Annotated in this window: 16 protein-coding genes and 1 pseudogene; 4 read left to right on the top strand and 13 right to left on the bottom strand. The window is 40.7% G+C overall.

The genetic code is table 11. The features are described from left to right. Nucleotides 1–7 precede the first annotated feature (7 nt). Genes KTJ10_RS13130 through KTJ10_RS13120 form a run of 3 tightly spaced genes read right to left on the bottom strand, consistent with a single transcriptional unit; the run spans nucleotide 8 to nucleotide 4087 of the window. Nucleotides 8–496, bottom strand: a complete 489-nt coding sequence (locus KTJ10_RS13130) for a hypothetical protein (protein ID WP_262442179.1) — start codon at nucleotides 494–496, stop codon at nucleotides 8–10. After that, nucleotides 493–1323 carry a triacylglycerol lipase gene (locus KTJ10_RS13125; RefSeq protein WP_086266257.1) on the bottom strand — a complete coding sequence of 277 codons (831 nt, stop codon included), beginning with the start codon at nucleotides 1321–1323 and terminating at the stop codon, nucleotides 493–495. The genes KTJ10_RS13130 and KTJ10_RS13125 overlap by 4 nt, the downstream gene beginning before the upstream one ends. Before the next feature lies 1 nt (nucleotide 1324). After that, complete coding sequence (locus KTJ10_RS13120; RefSeq protein WP_262442178.1) at nucleotides 1325–4087, bottom strand: type VI secretion system Vgr family protein; 2763 nt, start codon at nucleotides 4085–4087, stop codon at nucleotides 1325–1327. Between the two features lie 258 nt (nucleotides 4088–4345). Between KTJ10_RS13120 and KTJ10_RS13115 the strand changes: the two genes are divergently transcribed. Both KTJ10_RS13115 and KTJ10_RS13110 read left to right on the top strand, forming a co-directional pair. Continuing rightward, entirely contained in the window at nucleotides 4346–5038 is a 693-nt protein-coding gene (locus KTJ10_RS13115; RefSeq protein ID WP_262442177.1) for a tetratricopeptide repeat protein, read from the top strand. Between the two features lie 670 nt (nucleotides 5039–5708). Then, on the top strand, nucleotides 5709–5993 hold the full coding sequence (locus KTJ10_RS13110; RefSeq protein ID WP_262442176.1) for a hypothetical protein: 285 nt from the start codon (nucleotides 5709–5711) through the stop codon (nucleotides 5991–5993). A gap of 366 nt (nucleotides 5994–6359) precedes the next feature. Here KTJ10_RS13110 and KTJ10_RS13105 read toward each other — a convergent pair whose 3' ends face one another. The 9 genes from KTJ10_RS13105 to KTJ10_RS13065 all read right to left on the bottom strand — a co-directional run bounded on the left by KTJ10_RS13105 (nucleotide 6360) and on the right by KTJ10_RS13065 (nucleotide 15773). After that, nucleotides 6360–6869 (bottom strand): GNAT family N-acetyltransferase, encoded by a 510-nt coding sequence (locus KTJ10_RS13105; protein ID WP_262442175.1) that lies wholly within the window; start codon nucleotides 6867–6869, stop codon nucleotides 6360–6362. 406 nt (nucleotides 6870–7275) lie between these two features. Further along, nucleotides 7276–7851, bottom strand: coding sequence for a DUF4126 domain-containing protein (locus tag KTJ10_RS13100; protein WP_262442174.1), 576 nt, complete (start codon nucleotides 7849–7851; stop codon nucleotides 7276–7278). A 122-nt stretch (nucleotides 7852–7973) separates the two neighbouring features. Next, nucleotides 7974–8108: a zinc ribbon-containing protein gene (locus tag KTJ10_RS13095; RefSeq protein WP_001983336.1), complete on the bottom strand. Its 135-nt coding sequence runs from the start codon at nucleotides 8106–8108 to the stop codon at nucleotides 7974–7976. A gap of 473 nt (nucleotides 8109–8581) precedes the next feature. After that, the gene (locus KTJ10_RS13090; RefSeq protein WP_262442173.1) at nucleotides 8582–9328 is read right to left on the bottom strand and encodes an alpha-ketoglutarate-dependent dioxygenase AlkB family protein; all 747 of its coding nucleotides are present in this window, start codon (nucleotides 9326–9328) and stop codon (nucleotides 8582–8584) included. 4 nt (nucleotides 9329–9332) lie between these two features. Next, on the bottom strand, nucleotides 9333–10082 hold the full coding sequence (locus KTJ10_RS13085; RefSeq protein WP_262442172.1) for a hypothetical protein: 750 nt from the start codon (nucleotides 10080–10082) through the stop codon (nucleotides 9333–9335). Between the two features lie 80 nt (nucleotides 10083–10162). Continuing rightward, nucleotides 10163–12769 (bottom strand): Fe/S-dependent 2-methylisocitrate dehydratase AcnD, encoded by a 2607-nt coding sequence (acnD, locus tag KTJ10_RS13080; RefSeq protein WP_262442171.1) that lies wholly within the window; start codon nucleotides 12767–12769, stop codon nucleotides 10163–10165. Next, the gene (prpC, locus tag KTJ10_RS13075; RefSeq protein WP_002120737.1) at nucleotides 12769–13926 is read right to left on the bottom strand and encodes a 2-methylcitrate synthase; all 1158 of its coding nucleotides are present in this window, start codon (nucleotides 13924–13926) and stop codon (nucleotides 12769–12771) included. The genes acnD and prpC overlap by 1 nt, the downstream gene beginning before the upstream one ends. Before the next feature lie 259 nt (nucleotides 13927–14185). Further along, on the bottom strand, nucleotides 14186–15070 hold the full coding sequence (prpB, locus tag KTJ10_RS13070) for a methylisocitrate lyase (RefSeq protein WP_005071840.1): 885 nt from the start codon (nucleotides 15068–15070) through the stop codon (nucleotides 14186–14188). After that, a complete protein-coding gene (locus KTJ10_RS13065) occupies nucleotides 15063–15773 on the bottom strand; it encodes a GntR family transcriptional regulator (protein WP_001153627.1) in 711 nt (236 codons plus the stop codon). Before KTJ10_RS13065 ends, prpB begins: the two co-directional genes overlap by 8 nt. Before the next feature lie 45 nt (nucleotides 15774–15818). On the opposite strand from KTJ10_RS13065, the pseudogene KTJ10_RS13060 reads away from it, so the two are divergent. Both KTJ10_RS13060 and KTJ10_RS13055 read left to right on the top strand, forming a co-directional pair. Then, a pseudogene (locus tag KTJ10_RS13060) lies at nucleotides 15819–15953 on the top strand (hypothetical protein). Between the two features lie 335 nt (nucleotides 15954–16288). Beyond that, nucleotides 16289–17503: an aromatic amino acid transaminase gene (locus KTJ10_RS13055; RefSeq protein WP_262442170.1), complete on the top strand. Its 1215-nt coding sequence runs from the start codon at nucleotides 16289–16291 to the stop codon at nucleotides 17501–17503. A 48-nt stretch (nucleotides 17504–17551) separates the two neighbouring features. Here the strand turns inward: KTJ10_RS13055 and dld are convergent, their stop codons facing one another. Continuing rightward, nucleotides 17552–19258, bottom strand: a complete 1707-nt coding sequence (gene dld / locus KTJ10_RS13050) for a D-lactate dehydrogenase (RefSeq protein WP_262442169.1) — start codon at nucleotides 19256–19258, stop codon at nucleotides 17552–17554. Nucleotides 19259–19684 lie beyond the last annotated feature (426 nt).

Below are 19684 nucleotides of genomic sequence, written 5' to 3'. Positions count from 1 at the left end.
TAAAACTCTATTGGAAATTGGATTTTCTTATAGCTTCTTTGGATATTAAAATATTATCTGCTACAACTTTACTACTTTGTAATAAGCCCCCAAAAACTACTCTACAAGACATATTGCTAGTTAACAATTTTTCCAATTGATTCTTATCGATACATACATTCATGGATTCATCTTCGCAGACTTTGAAGTACCCAGATGAAGTATATTTTCCATTTTCTAACTTCTCGCCCTCGACTGAAATAGCTCCTGTCACAAAGTAATTTTTAATATTATCGCACTTAAAATGTGAATATTTATAATTATTCTCTTGATAAATCTTATTTAAATCATCATTTGTTTCTAAATTAAATTTAAAAATATCACCACTCATACCATCCAGACGTGAGTAAGTTAAACTCTTAATCTCTCCATTATTGTTAGATGCTTCCTCATTATTTATAAAAGGATTACATGCTGACAATGTTATAGAAAGCAATGTTAATAAAAAATATTTCATTTTATTCTACTCAACTCTTTTGACAAAATATCCTGCACACTTAAATTATTAACAATTTTCTCTTGCATCATTAATCTGAAATCTGCATGGCTATACCTTGTTACATAGTAATAGGAACTATTACTAGAGGGATAACTACTCCATTGCCCACCTAAATCTGCAATCAAATCATTGTTCCACTCATAACTTTTAGGGTCACAACTTATACTAATCCAAAGATTAAATACTGGCTTTGGTCTACTATAATAGATACTAGTTCTAGATCCCAAACCAATTTTAGATAATATTTCTCCCACTGGATCAATAGTTATCAGCACGTTAACCTTACAAATATTATTCTTATGCAATATTTCAGCTAATCCAGCTGCATTCCAACCACCTAAACTATGACCAACAATATTTACTTGTGTTTGAGGATAGGTTTTTAAAAATTTTTTTACATCATTGAAAGCATTTAATTTTTTATCCTTATTTGTATTTACTGTTAATTCTCTTGTATCAGATACATATGCCTCTTCATACCCATAATATTTAACAAATGCATTTTTACTGCCACCTTTTATAGTTGCAAAATAATTATTAACATAGTTTCCAACAAAGTATGTTGGGCCAATAGGTCTAAAATCCCCCCACCCGACAGGAACATCTCCGGGTGTAAATACATACTTATCAGCTGCCCCTCCAATGAAGATTGTTAAACTATGAGTATAAGTTGTTAACTTAACTGGAATTACTGGCGGCACATTACTTACTTTTCCATGTGCTTTTTTTAACAATTCAGTTGCTTGTTTTTTTATATCTTTATTGGCATCTATTACATTATCCATTTCAATTTACCACATGTATTTTATATTGCTTATTCGGCTCTTCTGTTTCCAACTTAACTAAGCCAGTTCGATCTAACTTACCGCGCTCAATTTCTTTATCATTTTCGTCAAAAATAATATATTCCGTGCCAGGTTTTAGTTTATTTCCTTGTTTATCCATTACATCAAACCATAAACCATATTTTTGTTTTCCTTGTTCGGGTAGATACGGTAATGAACTATTCACACTCCCACCTCCCATAAATAAATGCTGCCCAGCTTTAACCTCAAACTTGCCGCTCGTGGTCATAAAAATGCCTGAACCGGTAATTTTGACTTGAGAACCGCCTGCGGTGAGTACAATTTCTTTGGCTGCGGTCGCTTCGATTTTGTCTTCTGCTGAAATAATCTGAACAGCTTTACGGGCAATTAAATCTGCACCATCGCCTTGTGCTTGTATCTCAACTTTGCCTTTGCCTGCATAGAGTCTTGCGCCTTCTTGCGCTGCAAAAAGACTAATTTTGTTTTGAGCATGCGCGATTAAATTCTTTTGGGTAGACAGATTAATGCTGTCTCCAGCAGTTTGGTTTATCTGGCCATCTGCACTTAAGTGAATGTCTTCATTACTGCTCAGCGCGACGCTATTTGGGCTCGCCAGCAGCATAATAGCCTCTTTAAATGTTTTGGCTTTTGCGTTGTCTTGCTGCTCAAGTTTTTCAATAAAGGATTTTAGGTTTTCTAAATTTTCTAACGGGTCAGTTTGCTGATTTTTAGCAACTTCACTGAGTGCCTTAGCATTATTGAGGCCGCCTTCGATTTGTTGTTTGGCCTCATTTGCATCAAGATGTACGCCTTGAGCTTGGTCCTGTTTGTGGGTACTAATGAGTAAGCCGCTACCCGCTCTTACCGCACCCCATTGGTCTGTTCTGAGTTCAAAGCCTTCACCACGACCATCACTTTCGGCCTTGTCTTTTGGATGACTTAAGTTACCCAAGTTGAGCTGGCTTGCCGCATGACTACTTTGTAGCTGGGCACTGATTTGGCCTGTCGTGTCATCAAAACGTAGCTGGTTAAAGCCTTTACCGTCGACTTCTTCGGAGCGGATGCCGCTGAGTTTTTTAGTGTCGGGTAGCTGGCCTTTCTGGTCGAACTGGGTTGGGTGACGTTCAGCTTCATGAATACGTCCCACCACAAACGGGCGATCAATATTGCCATCAAAGAAGTCGATCACCACGATCTCACCGACCCGTGGCAGGAAGCGTGCACCATAACCCGCGCCTGCCCACGGAGTCAGCACATCAACCCAAGCCGAGTCGGTGTCATTGTCGTTACTGCCTGCTCCACCGTCATGACTGTGGTCGTCAGTTCGGGTAAACAGGAATCGGACTTTAATGCGTCCCCACTGGTCGACATGGATGCTTTCGCCCTCTAACCCAACCACTCTAGCGCGCTGCGGGTGAGCGGCTGGTCGGTGCTCTAGCGGGTTATATTCAGGTACAGCTTTAACATTGCGTCGAACCACGTTAAGCTCAGCAAAGTGGCGTAGCTCAGGGTTTTGGTTGTCGAGTTCGGCTGCCTTGAACTTGTCTTTTGGTAATAAGCGCTCAAGTTGCTGTTGTAATTCTTTCGGTAAATTATTCTGGTTATAGTAGTGCTTGCTTAAGATTAAGAATTCTTTATCTGCATTATCATGTCGGTCGAGTTCTGGGTGGTCATTGAGTACAAACCAGTAACCGACCTGTGCATCACGAACGTTACCTGAAACGGTAAACTGTTTAGAACTCAGGTGATGGTAAGCATTAATGTGCTGGTTAAGCTGTTCAATCTGGCTATTACCTGAAGCGGTGGCTTGATCTTCGCCTTTTAAGTCCTGCATCCAAGCGGGGCTAACGTGCCATGCATCTTCAAGATTCAAGCTTGCATTGTCATAGTGTTCGCTGTGCTTTTGCGTGCCTTGTACGCTGCCACTACCTTCTTCTTGTTGCAAAGCATCGGCTTGCCAGCGTTGCACATGAACCGAGGTTGGTTGTAAGCGGCGCTCAGCTTTAACTTGGGTAATGGTATCGAACTGTTCTGTCGCACTGCTGCGTTGGTAGCGGAGACTACGGCGTTCAAGCGCCTGATAATTTTGGTTATCGTCAATTAAACGTAACACTTGTGGCTGAATGGAAGCATTCGGGTCAGTGACAAAAAGTTGCGATTCATCGACCAACCAGTTAATGCCTTCACTACGCCATAAACGGGTTAAAAAGTCATAATCGCTTTCGTTTGACTGCATCACAAATGGACGCACATCATAGTCTTTGGTTAAGCCAGATGTGTCGAGTGTTAAGCTTGAAGCAAATAACGGGCTTTTCCCCTGCCATTCTTTAAATAGAATTTCGCTAATATCGCGCACGCTTTTGTTCATAAACACGCGGCTATTGCGGCGTTTATGCCAGAGAGCAGTTGGGTCTTTTAAACTTAAATTATAAATGGTGAGTGAGCCATCACTTTGCCCTTGGCTAGCTTCGGTAATAATGCCTGTTATTCTAAAAAACTGGCCTGTGTCAGTGACCTGATCAACAGCAACCTGACAGCCAATAAATTGTTTTAATGCAATATGTGCGTTGGTCGACAGACACAGTAACTCAGCAACGCTACCTTGGTTGAGGGTATGTTCGCCCTCAATGCGTTGTAAGAAAACTTGCTGATTTAAAGACTGATTTGAGAATTGGATATGAACAGCGCGATTTTGTGAAACAAGGCCTAAACGCTCCAATATACTCGACACACTCATCTGCATTTTTATTATCAATCAAACTTATATTTAGGCCGCATTTTAATTAAAAAAAGACTAATCTGTCTATCTATACTCATTTTCAAAATGTAACTAGTCTAAATATGCAGTTTTAGGTTAATTTCTTATTAAATAGGTATTTAAACCGTAAAATCAGATCATTTTAAAGCGCTATAAACCAACCAAATATACTTAATATTTTTCTTTTACATTCAACCAGATATTAAAGAAAAATACTCAAATTAATAAAATTCAGGATGAGATATGAAAATAAAAAAGTCTGATTTTTATATATTTACGGTGATTTTTTCACTTCATTCTTCAACATTTGCTGAACCGAGTGTGGCCGATATTCAATATCGTGCAGAGCAAGGGCAATCCGTTGCCCAATATCATTTGGGGATGATGCTTTTAAGTGGCGAACAAGGCGTTGTTAAAAACTATGAACAAGCGTTTAAATGGCTAACTGTGGCTGATCAAAATGGAAGTATGGGGGCAAAATATAGTTTAGGGATGATGTATTACACAGGCACGGGTGTTGAAAAAGATGCCAAGCGCGCTTTTGATTATTTTACTAAGGCTGCGGCCAAGGACCATGCGAAAGCGCAATATAACTTAGGGGTGTTATATGACAGAGGTGAAGGAACTGCGCAAGATTATGGAAAGGCGTTTGAATGGTTTAGTCGTGCTGCCAAGCAAGGCTACCCACCCGCAGAATATAATTTAGCTCATCTATATAAAAAAGGTCACGGCGTCTCACAAAGCGATGAGCAAGCACTTAAGTGGTACACCAAAGCGGCTGAGCACAATGAAAGCGATGCCCAATACAACTTGGCCCAGATGTATTTAAATGGTGAAGGCACGCCGAAAAACCTATCACTGGCAAAGAAATGGTTTCAGCAAGCTGCCGATGCAGGCGATGTAGATGCTAAAGAAATGCTTAAAAGTTTAGAATAAAGTAGCCATCTCTATAATATTTTATTTATAAGAGGATAAATTTCTATTATTAACAACATTGCATTTACAAATTATTTTATTATTTATTTTTTCTAATTAAATTTAAATATTAATTCCATTATTTTAAAAATACATTTAGATTTATTATTAAATCAAAAATATTTTAAATATTAAATTGACGCAATTAAAATCACCGATTATTATTTCGTTGCTGGCCTACATTGCCAGTCGGTTTTGACAGACCGCTGATCCACCACGGATTATAGTTCTGCTATAATTCGCTGGACCCTTGCGTCCCCCTTCTTTGCGGTAGGACGGTTGGGGGACGCCCTGTGCGTGCTGGTTCTATGGATCCCAGTCTGTCAACCCCTTTCCGTTCTACCACCATAAATTAATTCGCGGTAATCTGGTGGTAGGACTCCATAATTTTAAGGAGTTGACCATGACATTTTTCAAACTTATTCCCTCTTTAGATTAATCATTTTATTTATTTAAAATTTGGTTTTTTACTCCCAATTTTTAAATAAATAAATTATCTTTATTTTAAAAATTTAATTATTTTATTTTCCTATATACATGGGAGGGTTAATTATTACCTAAAATTATTTTAAACCTTAAAACTAATTATATTTTTATTCTACTCATAGATATAAATCATTATGAGAATAATATGACAATTTATAAATCTATTATGGCTTTAAGTTTGGTTGTAGCGAGCTTGGGAATTTCGGGTTGTAACTTACACACTCAGCAGGAGTTTGAAAAAATTTGCCTGTCGGGTGGACACACTAAGACCAGTTGTGGATGTATTTATCAGCGACTTGAACAAACCTACTCACCCAAGCTGATGCAGCACCTAGAACATGTCAGTTTGCAAAGTCCTGTTCTCCCACAGGACTTTGCCCCTACTTTCTTTAGCGTCATGCAGCGGTGTGACAAAAGTAGTATGGGCTAAACGTTTGGCTTAGCTCCTCTATCTCTGTGTTGCAATGGTTTATTACTTTAAATCAGCGCAAAAGATTAAAGTCTGTTGCGGCACAGAGGCCTAAAGTTGAATTCAAAATAATATATATCGAAAGCGATCTTGTACGTTTTAGCCTACAAACTTTTAGGGATTTTGCGGATTGGCGACTCCCCTCTTTTTTCCTAATATGAACTCATACAGGAACAGGATGTTCCGGAACACAAAACAACAATAATAGGTTCAAGCACCAGGAGCGTGAGATACGACAGGAGTCATATCTAGCAACCAAATACGAAAAAGCTCGACAGGATGTCGGGCTTTTTTTATGTTCATTTAAAAACAACTTAAAGAAAATTCTTATATTGTTTTATTCACAACATACCTTTGAACTACTTGGTTGAGAGTAATTTCGGAATCAAGACGACCATTGTTTGCTTGAATAGCTTTTGCAGAAGCTAAATTAGATTTATAACAATGTATATGTAACTCCGTTAGACCTAGCTTCCATGCCTCCTCAATTGTAAGCTCCAACAATTTCGAGCCAAAATTCTGTCCACGTTTAGAAGGACGAATACCTAAACCAATATGCCCACCGCAATATTCAATCTGTTCATTGAGTTTAAGTCGCAAGTTAGACGCGCCAATAATTTCATTACCTTCTACTAACCAATATGTAATGTTGGGAACATGCCCTTCTTCTAGGGATTCCCCTTTTTCATAATCTCTCAATTTATTCAAAAATGATTCAAAATTTGTATGGTCAAACTCCGTTGTCAAAGGGTGACGATCTTCATCTGCTAATTCATTAATATAGTTGTTATAGCTCTCTTTAAATCTTAAATGAGGTTTTACCAACATAACGGTCATTTATTTATAACTCCCGATAAAATTGTTCTTTTTACAACCAAACTTAAACATAACATATTGTTATCAATAGCAACTCTTATTCTTCTCAACATCTTAAATGATTAGGTATAAAAGTAAGCCCCTTCTATTCGCCCCCGTGGTAACTACAAAATGCCCTACACCATGTTTCAATGTACGTTTTAACCTACAAACTTTTAGGGATTTTGCGGATTGGCGACACCCTCCTTCTTTACTATTATGAACTCATGCAGGAACAGGATGTTCCGGAACACAAAACAACAATAATAGGTTCAAGCACCAGGAGCGTGAGATACGACAGGAGTCATATCTAGTACCCAAATACGAAAAAGCCCAACAGGATGTTGGGCTTTTTTTATTGCTATTTAAAGTTATGTTTAGGCTAAACCTATAGAAGAGTATGCACCTGTTCTTGTTTTTTATGGCGTATCCAACGTACCGCTAAAATAACCGCAATCAGCACCACTACCGCAACAAGTGCAGGCACTAACATGGCCGAAACTGAAAGTAAGATCGCTCCAATCCATTCACCTGTCGCAACAACAAAATTACCCAAGCCACCCGTAGTTGCAGTTGAAACACCACGTGCAGCAACGGTACTCATTTGCACCACACCAGCCGTACCACCGCCAACAATAATCGCTGCCGCCCAACTGGCAAACTGAGACATTTCTCCGCTGCTAACCGCCATTGTCGCTAATGTGCCCGCAATCATCGCCGCAGGAGTTGCAACTGTGTCTAAGGCATTATCGACCCACGGAATATAGTAAGCTGCGACTTCACACACCGTTGCCACACCTAAAGCCAAACACACCGATGGCAGAGCTAACCATTCAAAACCTTTCGACGGCTCAAACCATCCCATCATAGTTGCAATGCTCATAACCAGTAGCGGCACAAACACCCGAAAACCGCAGGCAGCGCTCAGCCCAACGCCAATACATAAACCCAATATTGTTTCCATAATGGTTTCCTTTTCATGCCCATCACGGGTCTTGTTATGTAAGTCTTATTTTTAAATTAACAAAAAGCCCCATCGGGTGACAGGGCTTTTTGTTAAATGCGAACGCAAATATTATTTCATTCTTAACGTTTAAATTGCGTGCAGTAGCATTTGGTGCAAGGTGGTAAAGGGTCGGTATTAATTTCTAAAAACACTCTATGTCCGCACTGAGCACAGAAATAGAAGCCTGTTCCGGGTTTTTCGCCAGCTGTTACCATGATTACATTCCTATAATCGTATATATATTAAACAGGAATATAACCCAGTTAAAGTGAATGTCAATTGTCCATTTCGCCCGATGATGATGGCATAAATGCAAAAAATGTTATTTGTACGATTTATCTTACATAGATTTAGGGATTTAGCGGATTGGCTGTCCCCTGCTTTTTTTCTAATATGAACTCATACAGGAACAGGATGTTCCGGAACATAAAACAACAATAATAGGTTCATGCATCAGGATCGTGAGATACGACAGGAGTCATATCTAGCAACCAAATACGAAAAAGCCCGACAGGATGTCGGGCTTTTTTTATATTCTTATTTTTCTGCTAAATGCTAAAAGGACTGTCATCTATAAAGTCACTTGATGAGTTTAAACTTATTACAGATTAGTGTTGTACCAAATTAGTACTTTCATTCTACTGAAATAAAATCTTAAAAAATGAAGTTGAATATTTTACTATCAATGCTATTTAATCGTACGAAATGTTAAATTAAACCTCGACTTTTTAATATTTGCCCGTTTCGGCACAGAATGTTGCCAAAAATGTTGTAAAGCTCCTTTCATAATTAGTAAAGTGCCGTGGTTTAAAGGAATTTTTATTTTTATATTTTCATCCTGATTATTTTTAAGAACAAAATCTCTTGTTTCCCCAAAATTGACAGAAGCAATTATTGGATTTTTTCCTAGTTCTTTTTCATCATCAGCATGCCAGTTCATATAGTCATCACCATTCCTGTACCAGTTAAGTAAAACACTATTGAACTGCTCTTTTGCAATTTTCTCTATTTCGGTCTTCAGGTAAAGTAATCCTTTATTCCAAGGGTTTGGTTCCGACTTAATACCTGAATAAGAGTAACTTTTTCCACTATCGCCATACCAACTAGTAAGTCTGGGTAAGGGTTTTCTTCCATATAAGTTAATGAAATCTTGTTTCCAAATTATATTTTTAAAAATTACTTTATTAAATTCTTCTAATTCTAAATCTTTCCAATTTGTTGTGTAGATATCATACTTATCATTCTCAAGAAAATATTTTATACAATGATCACTTATTTTCTTATCAAAAAATTGGGGGGAATAAAATAATTCCCCATTTGGTAATTTGATTTCAAATCCATTTAGATCTTCGTTCCATAACACACTATATCCATTTTGCTTAGGCAAAATAAATGGTAATAAATTTACTTCCCGAAAATCGTCAAATAAATCCAAGTATTTACATCTCCAATTTTACCATAAAACTAATTGCAGGCTGACCATTGCTACAACTAAAATTCTTAATTTCAGACTCTAACACATTATCTGCAAGCTGTTCGTTAAAAGCCTCATATAACCCTTTAAGTCGAGCTGTTCCGCCGAGGAAATCCCGATCATGGCTTACAGCAATAAAATAATGTACGCCTTTGGCTTCACCTAATTTGCTCACTAATTCAAAATGGTCAAATCCATCAATATCTAAAACATTAGACATTAAATGAATTTTTATATCATCATTATTAGTTTGAAGATCTCCATTCGTAACCGAGTCGAAATTGCAATGAACTCGTCTAATTCGCGCATTTGGATAACAGATCTGAACTATATGCTCTGCTCGTGTTAATGCGATATCAGACGGCTCAATTAAAATGAGTTGAGATACATTATATCGAAATTCTTCTTGAACGCAGTCTAAAAGCAACAAAGATGCTAAGCCTTGACCACATCCATAATCCAAAAGTGTTATATTTCCCTCATCAATAGTCAAACCCTCACAAATTTGTGTCCATTGACTCTGTATCATTGGGCCATACGAATATAAATATTGATCTAATTGCTCGCATGAAACTAATATATTTCTTCCATATCCTAGTGAACACCATACCTGACTATCATTTTCATTTCCTGCGATTTGTCTTACAAGATTAAATGAAATATTTTCTTCGGTTATCTGATCATTCCTTATGGCTGTTATTACTTTATCTGGCATTATTATCCCTAAAATTGAAAAAACCCCATCATCAAGATAGGGTTTTTTTTAAACAATATCAATAATGTTTAACTAAAGTATTAAGCCACTTGGCCTTCTAAAAAGTCTTGCGCAAAACGCTGTAATACACCGCCTGCTTCATATACAGAAACTTCTTCTTCTGTATCTAAACGGCAGGTCACAGGCACTTCAAGAATCTCTTCTTTACCATCCGCTGTGGCACGTTCAATAACTAAAGTTAAAGTCGAACGCGGCGCAATATTACCAATCACGCTATAAAGCTCTGTACCATCTAGTTTTAAAGTCTTGCGGTTTACGCCCGGTTTAAACTCGAGCGGTAACACGCCCATACCCACCAAGTTAGTACGGTGAATACGCTCAAAACCTTCTGCCACAATCGCTTCAACACCTGCAAGGCGTACACCTTTCGCAGCCCAGTCACGGCTTGAACCCTGACCGTAGTCAGCACCCGCAATAATAATTAACGGCTGCTTACGGTTCATGTAGGTTTCAATCGCTTCCCACATACGCATCACTTCGCCTTCTGGCTCTACACGCGCTTTTGAACCTTGCTTAATGGTACCGTCTGAACGAACTACCATTTCGTTATAAAGTTTCGGGTTGGCAAATGTTGCACGTTGTGCAGTCAAGTGGTCACCACGGTGTGTTGCGTATGAGTTGAAGTCTTCTTCTGGTACGCCCATTTTGTGAAGATATTCACCCGCAGCCGAGTCCATCAAAATCGCGTTTGAAGGCGATAAGTGGTCGGTAGTGATGTTGTCACCCAAAATCGCAAGCGGACGCATGTTTGCCAAAGTACGTGGTGCAGCCAACGCCCCTTCCCAATATGGTGGACGGCGGATGTAAGTACTTTGCGGACGCCAGTCGTAAAGTGGGCTCTTCGCTTGTTCAACTTCGCCCAAGTCAAACATTGGAATGTAGACTTTACGGAACTGTTCAGGCTTCACGGCTTCTTTAACTAAGGCATCAATTTCAGCGTCAGATGGCCAGATGTCTTTGAGGTAAATCGGGTTACCTTCTTTGTCATGACCTAACACATCTTTTTCGATGTCAAAACGGATCGTACCTGCAATTGCATACGCCACAACAAGCGGTGGAGATGCCAAGAATGCTTGTTTTGCATATGGATGGATACGGCCATCGAAGTTACGGTTACCAGACAGTACTGCTGTTGCGTACAAGTCACGGTCAATAATTTCTTGTTGGATGACTGGATCTAACGCGCCCGACATACCGTTACACGTTGTACAAGCGTAAGCCACAATACCAAAACCAAGTTGTTCTAAGTCTTTTAGAACGCCTGCTTCTTCAAGGTAAAGTGCAGCCGCTTTTGAACCTGGTGCAAATGATGATTTCACCCAAGGTTTACGAACTAAACCTAGCTCATTCGCCTTACGTGCCAACAAACCTGCCGCCACCGTGTTACGCGGGTTAGAAGTGTTGGTACACGAAGTAATTGCGGCAATAATGATTGCGCCATCTGGCATTAAGCCGTCAGAACGGTTTTCAACAACACCTGCAATGCCTTTTTCTTTTAGGTCCGCAGTTGAAACGCGTGCATGTGGGTTTGATGGACCAGCAATGTTACGTGTGACTGTCGATAGATCAAAACGAAGTACACGTGGGTACTCTGCTTTGGTCATGTCAGATGCCCAAAGGCCAATTTCTTTTGCGTACTGTTCAACCAGTGCCACTTGAGTATCTTCACGACCTGTTAGGCGTAAGTAGTCAATCGTGTTTTGGTCGATGTAGAACATCGCAGCCGTAGCGCCATATTCTGGTGTCATGTTCGAAATGGTTGCACGGTCGCCCACAGACATGCTGTCAGCACCTTCACCAAAGAACTCAAGGTAAGCACCAACTACGCGCTCTTTACGCAAGAACTCAGTTAAAGCAAGTACGATATCTGTTGCAGTAATGCCTGCCTGACGCTGACCTACAAACTCAACACCAATAATGTCTGGTAGACGCATCCAAGATGCACGACCCAACATTACGTTTTCAGCTTCTAAGCCACCAACACCCACAGAAATTACGCCCAAAGCGTCTGTATGTGGCGTGTGTGAGTCTGTACCAACGCAAGTGTCTGGGAATGCCACGCCATCACGCGCCTGAATCACCGGAGACATTTTCTCTAGGTTAATCTGGTGCATAATGCCGTTCCCCGCAGGGATCACATCGACATTTTTAAATGCTGTTTTGGTCCACTCAATAAAGTGGAAACGGTCTTCGTTACGACGGTCTTCGACAGCACGGTTTTTTGCAAAAGCGTCTGGGTCAGCACCACCGTATTCCACTGCTAAAGAGTGGTCAACAATGAGCTGTGTTGGCACAACTGGGTTAACTTTAGATGGGTCACCGCCTTTGTCAGCAATCGCATCACGCAAGCCTGCAAGATCAACCAATGCAGTTTGACCTAGGATGTCATGACACACCACGCGCGCAGGATACCAAGGAAAGTCCAAGTCCTGACGACGTTCAATCAACTGCGTTAAATAAGCAGTTAAGTTCTCGGCATCGGCACGGCGTACCAATTGCTCTGCGAGTACTTTTGAGGTGTAAGGCAGTTTTTCGTATGCGCCTGACTGAATATCTTCAACGGCTTGACGCACGTCGTAATATTCAAGCTGGGTTCCTGCCAGCGGTTTACGGTATTTTGTGTTCATTAACCACGCTCCGCCAATGGTTTAAATTCGAGGTTTTCAGGGCCTGTGTAATTCGCGCTTGGACGAATGATTTTGCCGTCTTGGCGTTGTTCAATCACGTGCGCTGACCAACCTGCTGTACGTGCGATCACGAATAATGGTGTGAACATTGCAGTTGGAACACCCATTAAGTGGTAGCTCACTGCACTGAACCAGTCGAGGTTCGGGAACATGTTTTTCACTTCTTTCATCACTGCTTCTAAACGCTCAGCAATGAGGTACATTTTGGTGTTCTCTTGTGCTTGTGCTAAGTCGTGCGCAACTTTCTTGATGACTTCGTTACGTGGGTCAGAAACTGTATATACAGGGTGACCAAAACCGATCACGACTTCTTTATTTTCAACACGTTTACGGATGTCAGCTTCTGCTTCGTCTGCGTTGTCGTAACGTTGTTGAATGACAAATGCAACTTCGTTTGCACCACCGTGCTTAGGTCCGCGAAGTGCACCAATACCGCCTGTAATTGCCGAGTACATGTCAGAACCTGTACCTGCAACCACACGTGAGGTAAATGTAGATGCGTTGAACTCGTGCTCAGCATACAAAATCAGAGAGGTATGCATTGCTTGAATCCATTCTTCAGATGGTTTTTCGCCATGAAGCAAATGTAAGAAATGCGCTGCAATTGAGTCGTCATCAGTTTCAACTTCAATACGACGACCGTTGTTGCTGAAGTGGTACCAATAAAGCAACATTGAGCCTAGGCTTGCCATTAATTTATCGGCAATGTCTTTTGCGCCCGCTTCGTTGTGGTCTTCGTGTTCTGGTGTTAAACAACCTAGCACTGATACACCTGTACGCATCACATCCATTGGGTGTGCAGAAGGTGGTAATTGCTCAAGAGCAGTTTTAAGTGCTGCTGGTAAGCCACGAAGTGCTTTTAATTTTGCTTTATACGCTTTGAGTTCAGCTTTATTTGGTAGTTTGCCATGTACGAGCAAGTGAGCAACTTCTTCAAACTGGCTACCCGCTGCAAGGTCAAGAATGTCATAGCCACGATAGTGCAAGTCGTTACCGCTACGTCCTACGGTACAAAGGGCTGTGTTGCCTGCAACTTGTCCACTAAGTGCAACTGATTTTTTTGGTTTGAAGCCTGTTGTTGTTTCATTTGAGCTCATAGAATCATCCTTTATATCAACCAGAATTTGTTGTTTGTTCAATTTTTACTTGGGTGAAAACGCGACAGCGTCTTGCCGAGTTCTCATCCAATTTTTGGTTTAACCTGCCGTTCGCCTTACTTTTCACGGATGAAAAGTAAGCAAAAATCCTTGTTGGTCTGACGATATATCCCTATATCGCAGTCCAACGTAGCGGCATCCATGCCGCCCTCACGATAGCCAAGACCATCGTTTCCCCTTCTTTTAAAAGAGGGTTGGTTTATTTCTTTTTAGCAAATGCGTTGTCTAAGTAGTCTTCAAACGCATAGTAGTTAATGCGTTCATATAACTCTTTACGCGTTTGCATAATATCAATCACGTTCTTTTGAGTACCTTCTTTACGTAAGGTTTCATACACAGTTTCGGCTGCTTTGTTCATAGCACGGAAAGCAGAAAGCGGATAAAGCGCAAGGCTTACATCGGCAGATGCTAACTCTTCAGTGGTAAACAGTGGTGTAGAACCAAACTCGGTAATGTTTGCCAAAATTGGTGCACCAGTCTTCTGAGCAAATTGCTTGTACATATCAAGCTCAGTAATTGCTTCAGGGAACAACATGTCTGCGCCCGCTTCAATGTAGGCACCTGCACGGTCAATGGCAGCTTGTAAGCCATCTACTGCCAATGCATCGGTACGTGCCATAATCACGAAGCTGTCATCGCCACGCGCATCAACCGCAGCCTTAATACGGTCAACCATTTCTTCTTGAGTCACAATGGCTTTGTTCGGACGGTGACCACAACGTTTTGCGCCCACTTGGTCTTCAATGTGCATTGCCGCAGCACCGAATTTGATCAGTGCTTTTGTAGTACGGGCAATGTTAAATGCAGAAGCACCAAAACCTGTGTCCGCATCGACCAATAAAGGAAGATCACATACATCGGTAATACGGCGTACGTCTGTCAACACATCATCCAGGTTACTAATTCCCAAATCAGGTAAGCCTAAAGAACCAGCTGCTACACCACCACCTGATAAGTAAATCGCTTTATAACCTGCACGTTTTGCCAAAAGTGCATGATTGGCATTGATGGTTCCAACCACTTGTAATGGCTTTTCTTGGGCTACGGCATCGCGAAATAGCTGACCTGCGGATTGTTTAGCCATTGTTATGTTCTCCTTGTGCTTGTAGCAGTGTTTGCTCAATAATTTTGTAAGAAGCATTGATATGTCGATGCATAAGCAGCTCGGCAAGTTCACCATCGCCTTCTGCAATTGCATCTAAAATACGGATATGTTCATCCCAAGCTTTGCTCGGTCGATCGGGTGTGTTTGAAAATTGAATTCGGTACATGCGGATGAGATGATAGAGCTCATCACATAGCATTTTTTCTAGGGTTTTATTGCCACTACTTTTGATAATGCAGTAGTGAAAATCGTCCTGTCCTTCTTGTAAGTAATATCCCTTACCTGCTTTAAAGTTTTCATCTTCGGCATGCATACGTAAGACATCACGTAGCGCCAAAATTTGCTTTTTATCAATATGCTGTGCAGCAAGTTTGCAAGCCAAACCTTCTAATGACGCACGAATCTGGTAAAGCTCTTTAAACTGTTGCAGTGAAAGCGAAACCACGCGCGCGCCCACGTGTGCAGTACGCTCAACCAAACGTTGCCCTTCAAGGCGATGAATCGCTTCACGTAAAGGCCCACGACTAATGCCATAAGTGCGTGCCAGCTCAGGCTCAGAAATTTTGCTACCTGCTGGAATTTGACCCAAAACAATCGCCGTCTGTATTTGTTTAAATACATTCTCGGTCAGTGTTCTTCCCTGACTTTGTAGTGGCTCTGGTGCGAAGGTCAAATCTTGCATATTGTCGACAATTTTTAATCAATTATGAGTTTTATAGCGGTATGAATGAAAAAAATCAAGGTGATTGTTGACACTTTACAGAACGCATCAGGTCAATTTTTATAGCCTAACCACTTATATCACCTTATATTTAAAGCATTAAACCACTTGCAAATTAGTATTTATAAAACAATAATTTAGTGTCAATTTGTCTATAGTTTTATAACTCTTTCTTAGTTACTTTTTAGTCATTAAACTTTTGTTTCAAACTTTAGTCTACAACCAATGTATTACAGCAAGATTGTAGACAATTTGCTTGAATGAAAGCATGAGTTATAAATTAGTATCTATTTACCGTAATTTCTTTTAAAACTTTTTATTATTTTCATCCAGAAAATATCGATATTAGTGAAATTATCAGGTGCTTCACGGTAGCTTTATTGATACATTATTGAGCATCGACATAGTTGTGGCGTATTTTTCGAGACAGAAAAAACCGAGCACTATGCATATTGTTGAATGAAAGGACTTTTTTGATGTTTCAACATATCCCCCCATACGCAGGCGATCCAATTCTCTCTTTAATGGAACAGTTCAATGCTGATACTCGTTCTGGAAAAGTAAACTTGAGTATTGGTCTTTACTATAATGAAGACAGCATTGTTCCTCAGTTAGAGACCATTATCGAGGCGCAAAAGCGTATTGAGCCTAAGAACGGTAAAACCAAACTTTATTTGCCAATGGAAGGCTTCAAACCTTACCGTGAAGCAATTCAAGCACTTTTATTTGGTGCAAACAGCCCAGCAGTTAAAGCTGGCCGTGCTGTAACCATCCAAACGCTTGGTGGTTCAGGTGCATTGAAAGTTGGTGCAGATTTCTTAAAAACTTATTTCCCAAATTCTGACGTTTGGGTAAGCCAACCAACTTGGGACAACCACGTTGCGATTTTCAATGGCGCTGGTATCAAGACTCATTTCTACCCATATTTCGATAACGAAACACGTGGTGTAGATTTTGACGGTATGCTTTCTACACTTAAAACTTTGCCTGAGCAAAGCATTGTGTTGTTGCACCCATGCTGCCACAACCCAACGGGTGCTGACTTAGACCCAGCGCAGTGGGACCAAGTAATTGCAGTATTAAAAGACCGTAACCTTATTCCATTTCTAGACATCGCTTACCAAGGTTTTGGCGATGGTATGGAAGAAGATGCGTATGCAATCCGTGCTTTAGACCAAGCGGGTCTAAACTTCATTGTGAGCAACTCGTTCTCTAAAATCTTCTCTTTATATGGCGAGCGCGTTGGCGGCTTAACTTTCGTATGTGACGATGCAGAAGCTGCTCAGTGCACATTTGGTCAGTTAAAAGCGACTGTACGTCGTATTTACTCTAGCCCTCCTACAACAGGCGCTTGGTTAGTTGATGAAGTGTTAAATGACGCTGAACTTAACCAACAATGGCAAGGCGAAGTGAAAGAGATGCGTGAGCGTATTATTAAAATGCGTAGCATCTTGAAAGACGAACTTACTAAAGCATTACCAGACCGTGACTTTAGCTACCTTGTAAACCAAAAAGGTATGTTCAGCTACACAGGTCTAACTGCTGAGCAAGTGGATATCTTGCGTGAAGAATATGCAATCTACTTAGTACGTAGTGGCCGTATTTGTGTAGCAGGTTTAAACATGAACAATGTTTACACTGTTGCTAAAGCAGTTGCAGAAGTACTTGCTAAATCAACAGAAGCGGCATAATACATCTATAAAAAAAGGCGCTTCGGCGCCTTTTTTTATGTCTCGATATTACGATTTAGCCTTGCCCCAATATTTTAGTTTTGAGGTATGACCAATACCTACGTTAAAGCTGTTGGTCGGGTCGAGTTTTTGATAGAAATTCGCTAAGGCAGGCTTGGCAATGTAAAGATGCCCGACATTATGCTCTGCCGGATATTCAGCACGGCGCGCATCGAGTAATTTCCACATTTGATGTTCCATTTCTAACGGGTCATTGCCCTTTTTAAGAATATAGTCCTGATGGAACACATGACAAAAGAAATGCCCATAATAGAGTTTATGGATGATTTTCTTTTCCATCTCGGCTGGTAGTTGCTCTACCCATTCACGGTCATTACGGCGTAGAGCAATATCAAGCGCGACAATATCTTCAACTTCACTACGGTGCGTATCACGATAACGAATTGCCGCCCCCGCAATCGCAAAGCGGTGCAAGAACGCCTTTCGGCCTTCCTCTTCACTACATACGAAATAGTGACCTGACTGATGCACCGCAAAATATTCTTTTAGAAACTGCTCGGTCTGAGCTTTTGAATTATTTTCGACACGCAACACTAAATGGTGCTCATAACGGTCTCGATATTCGGTCATACGCTTAGGCAAATGACTCGGTAAAAAGAAGGTAATCGCTTGTAAAATATGATCCGTTAAGCCTTTAATTTTGAATCTTTCTAAAAAGCCATCGACTTTATCTTTCATCGCAAAAGCTTTTGGAACATTGGCTGTGCCAAATTTTTCAATAAATAAGAACGTGTCTTTCCCGTACTTCTCACCAATTAAGTAAGCGTCTCGGTGAATATACTCACCTGCAATCGGCAGGCTTGGCAGTGAGGTCAGTAAGTAACGGCGAATCGCTGTTAAATCATCGGCATCATTAGTACCAATATAAAAAACATTGCTCTCTACTTTTTCATAAGTATCAAGGCGTACAGCAAACACACAGACTTTACCTGCCGAACCCGATGCTTCAAACAATCGTGACGGGTCTGCATTAAAACGAGCGGGTGTATCTTCATCAACTTGCGTCACATCATGCGCATAGCGATGGTCAGATGCCTGCTTTTCACTATCATCTAAAATATCTGCGGCTTGGTATTGCTGTTTCTCTAAACGAGTCAAAATCTCTTCAGTAGTCGAGCCTAAATTCACCCCTAAATGGTTCACCAGTTCTAACTGACCAGTAGCGTTCACCTGAGCATATAACGCCAGTTCAGTATACGCAGGTCCACGGCGTACCAATGCACCGCCCGAGTTATTACACACACCGCCTAGTACTGATGCCCCAATACAAGATGAACCAATCACCGAATGAGGTTCACGGTCATAGCCCTTTAAAATTTGCTCTAAATTATCTAAGGTCGCACCCGGTAAACAAATGACTTGCTTACCGTCATGAATGACCTGAATGCCCTTTAATCGGCGCGTACTCATGACCAACACAGGACGATCATAATCATCGCCATATGGCGTTGAACCACCAGTGAGTCCTGTATTTGCTGCCTGCATAATCACAATACAGTCTGCATCAATTGCAGCCTGCAACACTTGCCATTGCTCTAGCAAGGTACCCGGCACCACCACAGCAAGTACTTTCCCCTCACCAAAACGACGACCTTGACGATATTGACGCGTACTTTGGTCATCGGTCAAAACATAAGAACGCCCTACAATATTTTGTAAGCGTTCGATCACTGCTTGAGGAGAAAATGTTTGCATGATGGTTTCCTTTTGGTCATCCATACCACATAGTTTTTTTAAATTTAGAGCAACACGACGTAGTCTTACAGGGAAAACTTCGATGTAAGCAGCTCATTCTGTTACTTTGGTTTTGCCCAAAGTAACCAAAGGCACTGTCACTTACAGAACCTGTTCGCTATAGCCATTTTTCAATTTACATTGCAAAAACAAATCTTTGCTCATACCACGCAGGCTGTAAGTGACGCTTAGCACTAGCAGCTAATCTCTAGGTGTTAGATTTAATTCAAATTGGCTACGCGTTGGCGGCATGGATGCCGCCTGGTGAGCAACCGTACAAGGAAGTACGGTTTGCTCAACAAAAGGTTTTTGGTTACTTTTGACCTTTCAAAAGTGACAAATGCCTATATGTAAAACATTAGCAAATCACCAAATTCTGAGGCTGTG

Source organism: Acinetobacter sp. WU_MDCI_Abxc222, from assembly GCF_025514755.1.
Lineage (GTDB): Bacteria > Pseudomonadota > Gammaproteobacteria > Pseudomonadales > Moraxellaceae > Acinetobacter > Acinetobacter geminorum.
The sequence above is the reverse complement of the archived record's forward strand: the minus strand, read 5'-3'. Positions and strand labels throughout refer to the sequence as shown.